Raw genomic sequence first — 12,097 nt, forward strand, 5'->3', positions numbered from 1 at the left:
TTACAGGTGAAAATCACCCTGATACAGTTTGATATCCAGCGTGGTGGTCATTTGCTGATAACGCATTAACACCCGCGTAAACAGGAGTCCAGTCAGCATTGCCAGAGATCGATAGCCGTTCGGCAGGCTGCAATAACCAAAACGCAGCGTTTGCGCACGACGGATTGCCGCCGCCTCATCCAGAAGAATAAAGAGAAAGCGCCACGTTAACAGGATTTGCTCGGTAAGCAGGCGTGGAATATGCGCGCGCTTAAGCAAGCTAATTAACTGCGGAAACGGTAGGTTCATCACCAGCCACAACGTCGCGGACAGCGCCGTCAGGCTACGCCAGAACGTTTCATTCGCCGTAACCACGCCCGCACGGGTAATCCCGATCCAGTACGGCCCGACAGAGATGCCAGCCAGCAGCATTTGCGGCTCGCGGCTGATGCTGAAGATAATCGTTATCACGCCGACCAACAAAAATCCAAAAGGTATCGCCATCCATCGACACCAGCGCCAGAGGGATATGCGCAATAGCCAACAACTCAATCCGGCAATGATCAGCAGCTCAATGCCCTGCCCTACAGGCGGCAGAACAAACGCCAGTATCATCATCGCCAGCCACAGCAAAAACTTGCGCTGCGGCGCAACGTGTACCCAGCGGCTTTGATAGCTGAGTCGATCAAGCCCGGTCATCACGGCGTTGTTTACCTTTGCAATACCCCAGGATATAAAAAATCACCGCCGCGCCAAGAGAGCCCTGAAGGGTAAACAGCAGGCTTTCAATTTCACCGCTGGCAGGTTCATATAACGGCTGAAACCAGGGTTTATACTGCGGCGCAATAGCCTGAATCTGGCTTTCCGCTTCGCCGTCTGAACCGCCATATTCACCGCCATGGTTAATAAAAAACGGCAGAATCACCAGCGCCACCACCATCGCTAACAACATCAACGTTTTTTTCATTTTAATGTCCTTGTACGGTAATCACTTGCCGTTTGGTTAACTGGTCATAAATCATGACGGTTAATAAACCTTCAGCAATGGCGACAGGAATCTGTGTGAGGCAGAAAATCCCCATAAATTTCACAACAGACCCTGTCGCTCCGGCATGGGGATCGGGAAACGCAACGCCAAGCTGGACTGAAGTCACAAAATAGGTCGCCAAATCCGCCAGCATCGCGCACAGAAAAACGGCGACATCGCGGCGCAGTCCGGCACGGCAGGCCATTTTCCACACCAGATAACCGACAACCGGGCCAATCACCGCCATCGACATTCCATTTGCGCCAAGCGTCGTCAGGCCGCCGTGCGCCAGCAATAGCGCCTGAAACAACAGCACAACCGCGCCGAGAATCGCCACCACCCCGGGCCCGAACAAGATAACCGCCAGACCAACGCCGGTCGGATGTGAACAACTCCCCGTTACCGACGGAATTTTGAGCGCGGACAGGACAAAAATAAACGCGCCGCACAGCGCTAGCAGTACCTTCTGATGATTATCCTCCTGCACAATACGCCGTAGGCGCACCAGTCCATACCACAAGCAGGGTAAAAACAGTAACCACCAGGCCAGCGCCCACACTGGCGGTAAAAAGCCCTCCATGATATGCATCGCAAACGCCTGTTGCGGGACAACCATCAGCAATAGCGCTGCAGCCAGTCCACTGAAAGACAACTGTCGAAGCTGCTGTTCAAGTTTCATTCTGCATACTCCCACTGTTTATTGACCAGAATGGTCGAAAAATAGGGCAACGGTCGATCATCGTTGACCTCGTGGAGATGGCGCCAGCACTGCTCGCCGGGCAGTGTGGCCTCGGACATCATTAAGGCGCATTCCAGCAGGCCAGCCTGCGCCAGCAACGCTTTAATACGGGCGAACCGGCCATACACTTTCATCAACACCAGGCTATCATGCTGTTGTAGCGCCTGGGCTATTTCCGCTTCCGGCGCGGTACAAGAAATAACCGCCAGCGATTGCCGTTCTATGGCGAGCGGCATTTTCGCGCGGGCGGCTATCGCGGCGAAGGACGTGACGCCGGGGACAATCTCCAGCCACTCCGGGCAGCCGATTCGCTGGAGTAAAAAAATCCAGGTACTGAATAGCATCGCATCGCCCAGGGTAATAAAACCGACCTGTTTACCCGCTTCCACCTCTGCGGTAAGCGCGGCGGCAACCTCGTTCCAGACCGCTTCTTTCTCGGCGCCGTCAGCGCTCATAGGGAAATGGCAACAACGTACTTCCGTCTGCTCGCCGAGATAGTCGCGCACAATCGACAGCGCCAGACTATCGCCCCCCTTACGACCGGCGGGCGCATACAGAATGTCCAGCGAGCCAAGAATCCGCGCTGCGCGGACGGTTATCAGGTCGGGCGCGCCTGGCCCGGTACTTAATGCGTATAATTTACCGTTCATGCCGCCTCCTCTACCGCCATGTTCAGCGCCTGGTGCAAATGCGCGACAAACATCGCCCGGATAGCCGGGTTTTCTCCCAGCCCGCTCAGCCACGGCGTCGCCGGAATGCCCGCCGCGTTAAAGCGCATTTTCCATGAGTCGCCGTCGTCTGAAGCCATATCATTAATGGCGTGATCGCCCGCCACCAGCATTAATGGCATCAAATGTACGCCGGTGACGCCTTCGTCACGCAGGCTGTCGATCAGGATGTCGACCTCCGGGTAGCTTTCTACGGCGCCGACGCGCGCCGGAAAGCGCTGCGCGGTCATCATATGATCGAGACAGGCATAAGCTGCGAATGCGTGATGGCTGGCGCCGTGGCCCATAAAAACGACTTTCTCCGTTTGTCTGAGCGATGGCATCTGTTGTCGCAACGCCTGCATTAGCTGCACATAATCGTTATGGCTGCTCAACAGCGGCACGCCCAGCGTCAGGCGAGTGAATAACGGACGCAAGAGTTGTACCTCACGGACAATTTTTTCATATTCGTCGCCGTTAATAATGTGCAACGACTGAATCGCCACGTCCTGATATCCCTGTGCGGCAAGCTTTTGCAAAGCCTGTAATGGCGTATCGATGTCGATACCGTCACGCTGGCGAAGCTTGCGAATGATCATTCCGGAAGTGAAGGCGCGAAACAGGTCGCGATCGGGACAGGACGCCGCCAGATCACGTTCGCACGCCACAATGTTTTTTTCACAGGTGTCGTGATAGCTGGTGCCAAAACTGACTACCAGAAGCGCTTTTTTCATTTTTACTCCTTAGCTGCGGCCAGCCAGCGCGATAAACGCTGCGCAAAGGCGGCCTGGCTTTCCAGTAACTCATCACCCGTCACGAGCGGCGTCGGGCGCGCAATAACGATGCAGGGAATGCCCGCATCCAGACAGGGCTGAACTTTTTCCTGATATCCCCCTCCGCGCCGGACGCTTTGGTAATGACCACGTCAGCCCGGCACTGGCGGTAAAACGCGGCGTTAAAATCAGCGCTGAACGGCCCACACAGAGCGAAAATTTCTCCAACGCCGAACCCCAGTTCGCTGCAGCGTTGAATCACCTCCGCCACGGGCAGTACGCGCGCCAGCAACGTTTTTTCCGCCAGCCCGGCACGCCAGACGGCCAGATCTTTACTGCCGGTCGTCAGTAACACGCGCGGACCAAAACGCCTCGCTATCTCGCAGGCATCGGCAATACTGCGCGCCGTATAGAGAAGCGGATGCGTCAGATTGCTAAGCTGCTCCGGACGCTGATAACGACTTAACAACACGCCCGCCGTTTCACAGGCGCGAAGGAGGTTATGGCTGACCATTTCTGCATAAGGATGCGACGCATCTATTACCCAGCGAGTACGGTTTTCTTTTAGCCATGCGACCATCTGCCCGTACTCCAGACGACCACAGCGCACCTGTCCTTTAATGTCGCCAGCCAGCGCTTTTCCGGCTGGCGTCGCCACGGATAAGGTGTACGCGACGTTCGCCGCATCCAGTTGTCGGCATAACGCGCGCGCATCGCTGGTGCCGCCCACCACCAGCACTTCCCCCTCATTCACAGCGTGTAACCTCGCGGCGTTATCATCAGCCCATCCTGAACATAGGTCGTTTTATTACCAACGATGACCAGACTGGTCATATCTACCGGTTCAAAATCCATATCGCCGAGCGTAGTCAGCCATTTTTCCTCTTTCTTACGTCCGGCGGATTTCACCACGCCAACCGGCGTTTGCGCGCTTTTACTGGCGGCAAGCAAGTCAAACGCGCGCGCCAGATGCCCTTCGCGCCCGCGGCTGCGCGGGTTGTAAAAACAGATAACAAAGTCTGCCTCTCCGGCGGCAACAATACGTTTTTCAATCACCGGCCACGGGGTCAGCAGGTCGCTGAGGCTGATATGGCAGAAGTCATGCATCAGCGGCGCGCCCAGTAAAGAGGCGGCGGCGATGCTGGCGGTCATGCCAGGAATGAGCCGTACCTCGACGTCCAGTTTTTGCTTGCCGACCAGTTCCAGCACCAGACCCGCCATGCCGTAAATACCGGCGTCGCCGCTGCTAATCAGCGCTACGTTATGCCCGGCCTGCGCCAGTTCAATAGCCGCCTGGCAGCGTTCAATTTCCTTACACATGCCGGTCTTGATCACCTGTTTGTCGCCGGTGAATGCTTTAACCAGATGGGTATAGGTTTTGTAGCCCACGACGATTTCCGCCGCCTGAAGCGCCTCAATCGCCTCCATCGTCATCATTGCCTGCGAACCGGGGCCAATACCAATTACGCTCAACATCAGTGTGCAACTCCTAAAGTAATAGTGACGCCCTGCTCTCGCAGGGTCTCGCCTAACAATTGTCCCTGGCTTAATAACCACGCTGCCGGGCCGGATACGCTGCCAACGCCCACCGTTTTTCTGACGAAGCCAGAACCGGGAAAATGGTGTTCGAATTCGCGCAACGCTTCGGCGGTAAAGGTTTTAAAAGGCACGCGGCAGCAGGAGGCGAGCTGAATAAGCCCCGGCTCCCCTTTTTTGAGCGTGACGCTGCCAATCGCTTTTAACGCCAGCGGATCGAGTTTCTGCGCTTCAAGCTGGCGCGCCAGTAATGTCGCTAACAGGGGAAATGGCGTATCGCGGCGACAGCCAATTCCCGCCACCACGCGCTGGGGCACCAGTTTCCAGTGCGGTACGGGAAGCTCAGGGAGGTCATTACGCAAAGAGACGCAGATAAGCGCATCCAGTTCAGGCAACCGCTGCAAATCATCAACAGGGATAAAACCACGAATATCGCACTGGCCGATCTCTTCCGTTAGTTCGGCATCCCACCATAACCCCACACGTTGATGACTGACCAACATCTGGTTAACGGTTTTTACCGCCGTGCGAAGATCGGTCATGCGGGCGTTAAGCTGGAAAGCTAAGGTGTCCAACGCGGACATCTCATTGACATCCGTTGCCGTGGTAATCACCGGATCGGCGCCTAACATTCCTGCCAGGTAGCGCGTCAAGGCATTGGCCCCGCCCGCATGACCGGAAAGCAGGCTAATGACATGCTGACCACGTTCATCAATGACGACCACCGCCGGATCGCTGAACTTGTCGTTCACTAACGGTGCCAGGACACGAACGGCAATGCCGGTCGCGCCGATAAAAATAAGCGCGGTATAAGTGGTAAAAGCCTGCCGGGCGGTATTAGCGAATCCGCCATCGAAGGGAATAAATCCCTCTTCCCGCAGTTTTTCACTGGTAAAGCAGGTTAACGGCAGCATCGCGGCGAGTCTCTTTGCCAGCGCCACGCCGCCGGGAGTCAGGCAAAACAACGCAATGGATTCAGGCTTTACGGTATTCATGGCTAAAGTCCGCTGCATAAAGTCTTGAGTAGTGATACTCCTTACCCAGAAAATTCCCGACCAGAATCAGCGCCGTCTTACGGATGCCAGCATCACGTACTTTGTCGCTAATATCCGCTAACGTGCCGCGAACGGTCTGGCTTTCCGGCCAGGTAGCCTTATAGATGACCGCGACAGGCGTAGCTGCCGGATAACCGCCGGCAATGAGACGTTCCGCCACTCGGTGAATACGCTGAACGGAGAGATAAATCGCCATCGACGTCTGGTGACTGGCGAACGCCTCCAGTTGTTCGCGCGCCGGTACTGGCGTGCGCCCTTCCAGACGGGTAATAATGAGACTCTGCGATACCTCCGGTACGGTATACTCCACACCCAGCTCCGCCGCAGCGCCGAGAAACGCGCTGACGCCAGGCACTACCTGCCAGTCGATACCACGGCGGGTTAACTCTTCGCCTTGCTCACGTACGGAGCCGTACAGCGAGACATCGCCCGTTTGCAACCGCACCACCGTTTTTCCCGCTTTCACGCCCGCCGCCATCAGCTCGATAATCTGCTCAAGATGCAGTTCGGCGCTGTCGTAGCGTTCTGCCTGCGCGGGGCAGTAATCCAGCAGTTCGGTATTGATCAGCGAACCGGCATAGATAACTACCTGCGCCTGTTGCAGCAGGCGGTAGCCTTTAAGCGTGATCAGCTCGCGATCGCCCGGCCCGGCGCCGACGAACCATACACAGCGTGGATCAAATGTCTCTGACATGGTTTTCTTCCTTCTGACAGGCGATAACAAAAACAGGGTTGTTCGGTTTGAAATAGTGTCCCGCCCCCAGCGGCGTTAACGATGAAAGCTGAAGCTGTACACAGTCCATTCGGCATGCGCCGATGCGCGCAAGATGCGCCAGCGCGCTATGGAGGTTTTCCTGCAAGATAAAGGTCATCACCAGACGGCCACCGGGATGCAGATGGCCCATCGCCCAGTCAATCAGCGCCGTCAGATGCCCGCCGCTGCCGCCCATAAACACCGCATCGGCTTTCCCGGTTATGGTCATTGGCGCTTCGCCGGGGAGAATATCGATATTGCCGCAGGCAAAGCGCTGACGATTCTCATCAAGCAGCCGTAGCGCGGCAGGATTACGCTCGATAGCCGTCACCTGCAACGAAGGAAATTGCAGCGCCGCTTCAATTGAGACGCTTCCCGTTCCCGCCCCGACGTCAATCAGGTGACTGGCGCGGTGGAGCTCAAGTTTCGACAGTGCCAGCGCCCGTACCGCCTCTTTGGTCATTGGCACGTTCTCGCCGCGCAGAAAAAGCTCATCTTTCATCCAGGATCACCACTGCATTCATTTCATAGTCGGCGTTGACCGCACTGACAGGTAGCCAGTGGATCCGCTCATTTTCCATCGCCAGATTTTCACCAATCACCATTAAGCGATGCCCTTTGCCCCGCGCGACCAGTTCCCGCGCGATTTCTCGCGGCCCGCAGCGGGCATCCGTGACCATCGCCACTTTGCGATGGTTCGCCAACTGCTCGAAGCTGACGCAACGACCGTGGCTACTGGTCAACCACATGTCATTCATATCAATTCCAGCCTGTGCGCACAGATACTGTACGGCGCTGATGCCAGGGATAATACGAACCTGTTCGATACCAAAATGCGCCACCAGGCGTGTACCGATGCCATAAAACAGCGGATCACCGGAGGCCAGCACCACGATCCCTTTATCCCGACGGGCGGCAATCCATGACAACAACGCGCCAATATCCGCGCCCAGCGTAAATCGTTCGCCGCCAAACGCCGGAAACTGCGCCAAATGCCGTTTACCGCCTGCCAGCGCATCGGCGTGGTCTATCGCTTCCAGCGCCGCAGGCGTCATCAAATGCCGTCCAGCGGGCCCCATTCCCACGACCGTTAGCATTGCAGCTCCTTAGCAATCTCGTCGACGGGACGATTACTGCCGAGAATATGGTTATCAAAAGAAAACAGGATGGCGTCGCAGACAGGCGGCGTTTTGGTAAAACGCAGCATCTGCATGACTCGCAAACAAATACGCCTGGCAAGATGGTTATAGATATGCCCGAAGCCATATGCTTCAATGTGCTCCATTGCCGCTTCGGTGGTATCGCAATCGCTGACCAGGGTGAGTAACTCCAGTGGCGCGCCCAGTAAAGCTAAATGCGCGACCAGCGTTTCCATGCGCGCATCGGCAATATGGCTATGGGTATGAAAGATCCCGGCGGCGATTTTGATCAATTTTCCAGGATGACCCACCAGCACTATCTGGCAAAATCCCAGCCGTACCGCCTCTTCAATCATGTAGCCGACAAAATTGCTCATGGTGACGACTGCCTGTGTGTCGACGCCCATTTGTTCGCGAACAAACCGTTCGCCGTGGTTGCCCGGCACGAGTATCACCCGCGTTAATCCTGACGCCCGTTTGATCTCCAGTTCCAGCGATAGCGAGCGTTTCCAGCTTTCTTCCGACATCGGCGTCACAATGCCGGTAGTGCCAATAATGGAAATGCCGCCAAGAATGCCAAGCCGCGAGTTATACGTTTTTTGCGCCCGCGCTTCGCCTTCCGGGGCAAAAATCTCCACATCGGCCCCACGCGCCGGGCCTATCGCTTCGCGCACCGCTGACTCAATGGTATGGCGCGGCGTACGATTGATGGCGGCGCTCCCGAGCGGCAGTCCAATCCCTTTACGCGTTACCGTACCAATACCTTCGCCGCCAGTGAGCGTAATCTCACCGCTGTCGTTGAGCGTAACGCGGGCAAAAATCAGCATTCCGTGCGTGGCATCCACGTCATCGCCGCCATCTTTACGAATTGCGGCTATCGCCTGCTGGCCTTCAATGTGCGGCGACTCCACGTTCAGGCATAGCGTGACGCCCGACGGCGTGACGATGGAGACCTGATGAATCAGATGTTGACGTAATACCATCAGCGCGGCGACTTTTGCCGCCGCCGTCGCGCAGGAACCGGTGGTATATCCTTTACGTAACGCTTTACCGTGGTGCCAGACCGGCGCGTCAAAAGAAAGCTCGCTCATCAGGCCTCCCGGAGGTGATAGAGCAACGCATTGACGATAGCGGCAGCCACGTTACTGCCGCCTTTACGCCCTAACGCGGCAACCGCGGGGAAATGGCTATGGGTGAGTGCCTCTTTGGACTCCGCCGCGCCGACAAAGCCTACCGGTACGCCCACCACGCCGCTCACCGTCACGTTATGTTCAAGCAAACGGAACAGGGCCGTCGGCGCATTACCGAAAACAAAGAGCTTGTTTTTCTCCTCCTCGGCGATAGCGATATCGACGGCGGCCATTGAACGGGTAATCCCCTGCGTTTGTGCGGCGCGCACCACGCGCGGATCGCTGATATAACAGCGACACTCGCCGCCAAACGTCGCCAGTAATCTTTTATTAATGCCGGACAGCGCCATCGTGGTATCGGTATAAATAATGCACGGATGGCGTAACGCATCACAAAGCTGCTCCAGCGCATCGGCAGAGAACCACAAAATGTCCAGCCAGTCGAAATCGGCGGTGGTATGAATAACCCGCTTGATAATGGCCTCATGGAGCGGACTGGCGAAACGGTAATCAGGACGCGTTTCGCGAATAATGTCGCTAATAATGGTGAAACTGTTGGCCTCAATGGTTTGGGGCTGCTGGATATAATGCATACTGTCGTCCTCAGGCCACGCCAGATAACCCGCACCGCGCCGCAATAAACAGCGCCAGCGCCAGGGTTGAAGCGACCCACATCAATCGAATCGTTCGGGAAATATCGTCCACGGAAATATCGCGCTGCGCGTCGCCTATCCAGGGCTTGTCCACACGCTCGCCAAAGTAGTTATTTGGGCCGCCGAGCTGGATTCCTAAGGCGCCGGCCACACACGCTTCCGACCAGGCGCAATTTGGGCTACTGTGGTTATAACGGTCACGCCAGCCAATACGCAGCGCCCGCCAACCACTCAGGCGACACAGTCCTGCCGCAATGCCCAGCAACAGCCAGCTCAGTCGGGCAGGAAGATAGTTCGCTACGTCGTCCATACGGGCGCTGACCATACCAATCGCCCGGTATTTTTCATGTTTGTAGCCCACCATTGAATCCAGGGTATTGACGGCTTTGTAGGCCATCGCCAGCGGCGCGCCGCCGAGAAAGAGGAAAAAGAGCGGCGCGATAATGCCGTCAACGGTGTTTTCTGCAACCGTTTCCACCACGGCGCGATTGATCTGCGCTGGCTGAAGTTGCGACGTATCGCGCCCGACGATCCAGGAGAGTTTTATTCGGCTTTCCGCAAGGTCGTTCTCCCGCAACGGTCGTTCAACCTCCTGCGCGGCGCGGGCCAGAGAGCGTCCGGCCAGCGTGGTAAAGATCATCCAGACTTCGACGCTCCAGCCAAACCAGGGGTGAATCCGCTGCGCCAGCGCCAGTACGCCCCATGCCACGCCCCAGGTCGCCCCGACAACCACAACCCACATTACGCCGCCGCCAATCCGCAGCGCTTTATCGCCGGGACAATAGCGACGCACAATACGCTGCACAAACGTGATTAAACGGCCTACCCAGCGTACCGGATGGGGCCAGTGTTGAGGGTCGCCGATGATAAAATCCAGCACCCAGGCGATACACCAGGCAAGAATCGTCATAATACGCGCCTCGCCGCCGCCAGCCAGTGCTGCAACATTTCCGGACGCTGGGCGAAATGGACGTGCAGATAGCTGGCAAACGTGTTGCCTGTCTGCCAGCCGCCAGTCCATTCCTGTAACACGCGGCCATCGCGAACCTTACGACAGGCCATAACGGCGGGTGTTTCGGGGATAAAATCTGAGTAGTGAAATTCATGGCCGCGCACTATCTCGCCAGGCGCCGCCAATAGCGTTGGCTGCATAGCCTGCGCCTCACAGTAACCAAAGCGGGTAAGCCGCTTACCCATTTTGCTGTGACCGGGGATAATATTCGCCATCTGATGAATTTCCCCGCCGCTATCCTCCAGAGTGCTCCCCAGATACATCAGACCGCCACACTCCGCGTAAATCGCCACGCCGCGCTGATGCGCCGCCCGCAAATGTTTTAACATCGCCGTATTTGCCGCCAGATCCGCGGCGTATAATTCAGGATATCCACCGCCCAGCCAGATCATCTGACAATCAGGCAATACGCGGTCATGCAGTGGGCTAAAACGCACAATGTTAACGCCGGCGCGCTCCAGCAAATCGATGTTATCGGGGTAATAAAAGTTAAAGGCCTCATCATCCGCCAGAGCAAGCGTCAGCCCTGCCCCCGCTGTGTTATCGGGGCGCTCAGGCCACATTCCCGTCGGAAGCGCTGATAACACGCTCAGCGAGAGTAGCGCATCCACATCCACTGTTTGTTCCAGCGAGGCGGCAAAATCATGCCATGATTGCTGATTGACGAGGGATTCTCTGGCGGTAATCAACCCCAGGTGGCGTTCAGGTAATGCGACGCCGTCGCAAGGAGGGACATACCCCAGTACCGGCAGTGAGCAATAATGTTCAATGGCATTTTTGAGGAGCTGATAGTGGGCGTCGCTAGTGACGCGATTCACAATCACGCCCGCGAGGTTGAGGGTCGGGTCGAAGTGCTGAAATCCCATAACGGTAGCCGCAAGCGACGTTGAAACAGCCTTGCCGTCCACCAGTAGGATGACCGGGCAACCAAGCTGTTTGGCCATCGCGGCTGTGCTGCAGTAATTGGGGTCGACGCCATAGCCGTCATACAGCCCCATGACGCCTTCAATGACAGCGATATCCGCCTGCCGCATTTGTTCGCAAAATAAGGCGTTGAGAACAGGAGGAGGAAGCATGAAACTGTCAAGATTACGGGACGCCACGCCACAGATAGCGGTATGCCAGCCGGTATCAAGGTAATCTGGCCCAACTTTAAACGGCTGTACGCGCAGCGCGCGTTTTTGCAGCAGCCTCAACAAACCAAGCGTCACCGTGGTTTTGCCGCAACCGCTTCCTGTGCCTGCAAGAATAAATGCGTGATGCCTTGCCGCCATTACCCTGATCCTGTTCAGGGTGGTAGGGGTATACAGGTACGCGCATGTTCAGTCTTTCGACTGTACGCGTCTTCGCAACCCACTTCCCACCGAAGTTGTTGGTTATCACCGACAGGCAGGTCTTCTGGCTTAGCGTCCTCCTCGCCCGTCCTTCCCAATCTTGCGATCAGTGGTCTTTACGGGGTCGTCAGCATCACAGCAGCGGGGGCTGCGGGGGATTTTCACCCCCTTCCCTACCACAAATGTGGCAAACCTGTTGGTTTACGTTATGGCTGTACGGCACACCCATAACGGCAATTAATAATGTGCTACGTTTTAC

At 56.5% G+C, this 12,097-nt stretch carries 14 protein-coding genes, 1 pseudogene and 1 riboswitch; all 15 genes and pseudogenes read right to left on the minus strand.

From position 1 onward, the window contains the following. The 15 genes and pseudogenes from NA197_RS03305 to NA197_RS03375 all read right to left on the minus strand — a co-directional run bounded on the left by NA197_RS03305 (position 1) and on the right by NA197_RS03375 (position 11,778). A complete protein-coding gene (locus NA197_RS03305; protein WP_000147141.1) occupies positions 1 to 678 on the minus strand; it encodes an energy-coupling factor ABC transporter transmembrane protein in 678 nt (225 codons plus the stop codon). Beyond that, positions 665 to 946 (minus strand): energy-coupling factor ABC transporter substrate-binding protein, encoded by a 282-nt coding sequence (locus NA197_RS03310; RefSeq protein WP_000753212.1) that lies wholly within the window; start codon positions 944 to 946, stop codon positions 665 to 667. Before NA197_RS03310 ends, NA197_RS03305 begins: the two co-directional genes overlap by 14 nt. 1 nt (position 947) lies before the next feature. Continuing rightward, a complete protein-coding gene (gene cbiM, locus NA197_RS03315) occupies positions 948 to 1,685 on the minus strand; it encodes a cobalt ECF transporter S component CbiM (RefSeq protein WP_000764336.1) in 738 nt (245 codons plus the stop codon). Beyond that, on the minus strand, positions 1,682 to 2,395 hold the full coding sequence (locus tag NA197_RS03320) for a cobalt-factor II C(20)-methyltransferase (RefSeq protein ID WP_001013552.1): 714 nt from the start codon (positions 2,393 to 2,395) through the stop codon (positions 1,682 to 1,684). Before NA197_RS03320 ends, cbiM begins: the two co-directional genes overlap by 4 nt. Further along, positions 2,392 to 3,186: a sirohydrochlorin cobaltochelatase gene (gene cbiK / locus NA197_RS03325; RefSeq protein ID WP_000709784.1), complete on the minus strand. Its 795-nt coding sequence runs from the start codon at positions 3,184 to 3,186 to the stop codon at positions 2,392 to 2,394. The genes NA197_RS03320 and cbiK overlap by 4 nt, the downstream gene beginning before the upstream one ends. 2 nt (positions 3,187 to 3,188) lie before the next feature. Beyond that, positions 3,189 to 3,979, minus strand: a pseudogene (locus NA197_RS03330) (cobalt-precorrin-6A reductase). Then, entirely contained in the window at positions 3,976 to 4,701 is a 726-nt protein-coding gene (locus NA197_RS03335; RefSeq protein ID WP_000953637.1) for a precorrin-3B C(17)-methyltransferase, read from the minus strand. Before NA197_RS03335 ends, NA197_RS03330 begins: the two are co-directional and overlap by 4 nt. Further along, on the minus strand, positions 4,701 to 5,756 hold the full coding sequence (gene cbiG, locus NA197_RS03340) for a cobalt-precorrin 5A hydrolase (protein WP_001098923.1): 1,056 nt from the start codon (positions 5,754 to 5,756) through the stop codon (positions 4,701 to 4,703). The genes NA197_RS03335 and cbiG overlap by 1 nt, the downstream gene beginning before the upstream one ends. Further along, positions 5,737 to 6,510, minus strand: coding sequence for a cobalt-precorrin-4 methyltransferase (locus tag NA197_RS03345; protein WP_000004867.1), 774 nt, complete (start codon positions 6,508 to 6,510; stop codon positions 5,737 to 5,739). Before NA197_RS03345 ends, cbiG begins: the two co-directional genes overlap by 20 nt. Then, complete coding sequence (locus NA197_RS03350) at positions 6,494 to 7,072, minus strand: decarboxylating cobalt-precorrin-6B (C(15))-methyltransferase (protein ID WP_000650990.1); 579 nt, start codon at positions 7,070 to 7,072, stop codon at positions 6,494 to 6,496. The genes NA197_RS03345 and NA197_RS03350 overlap by 17 nt, the downstream gene beginning before the upstream one ends. Beyond that, positions 7,062 to 7,667, minus strand: coding sequence for a cobalt-precorrin-7 (C(5))-methyltransferase (locus NA197_RS03355; RefSeq protein WP_000958833.1), 606 nt, complete (start codon positions 7,665 to 7,667; stop codon positions 7,062 to 7,064). Before NA197_RS03355 ends, NA197_RS03350 begins: the two co-directional genes overlap by 11 nt. Beyond that, complete coding sequence (cbiD, locus tag NA197_RS03360; RefSeq protein ID WP_001292908.1) at positions 7,661 to 8,800, minus strand: cobalt-precorrin-5B (C(1))-methyltransferase CbiD; 1,140 nt, start codon at positions 8,798 to 8,800, stop codon at positions 7,661 to 7,663. Before cbiD ends, NA197_RS03355 begins: the two co-directional genes overlap by 7 nt. Then, the gene (locus tag NA197_RS03365; protein ID WP_000558988.1) at positions 8,800 to 9,432 is read right to left on the minus strand and encodes a cobalt-precorrin-8 methylmutase; all 633 of its coding nucleotides are present in this window, start codon (positions 9,430 to 9,432) and stop codon (positions 8,800 to 8,802) included. The genes cbiD and NA197_RS03365 overlap by 1 nt, the downstream gene beginning before the upstream one ends. 10 nt (positions 9,433 to 9,442) lie before the next feature. Further along, a complete protein-coding gene (cbiB, locus tag NA197_RS03370; RefSeq protein ID WP_064043503.1) occupies positions 9,443 to 10,402 on the minus strand; it encodes an adenosylcobinamide-phosphate synthase CbiB in 960 nt (319 codons plus the stop codon). Next, positions 10,399 to 11,778 (minus strand): cobyrinate a,c-diamide synthase, encoded by a 1,380-nt coding sequence (locus tag NA197_RS03375; RefSeq protein ID WP_064043504.1) that lies wholly within the window; start codon positions 11,776 to 11,778, stop codon positions 10,399 to 10,401. Before NA197_RS03375 ends, cbiB begins: the two co-directional genes overlap by 4 nt. A 97-nt stretch (positions 11,779 to 11,875) precedes the next feature. Beyond that, a riboswitch (cobalamin riboswitch) is annotated at positions 11,876 to 12,050 on the minus strand. Positions 12,051 to 12,097: the final 47 nt, after the last annotated feature.

Origin of the sequence: Salmonella sp. NW884 (genome assembly GCF_051700745.1) — a bacterium.
Taxonomy (GTDB): Bacteria; Pseudomonadota; Gammaproteobacteria; order Enterobacterales; family Enterobacteriaceae; genus Salmonella; species Salmonella enterica.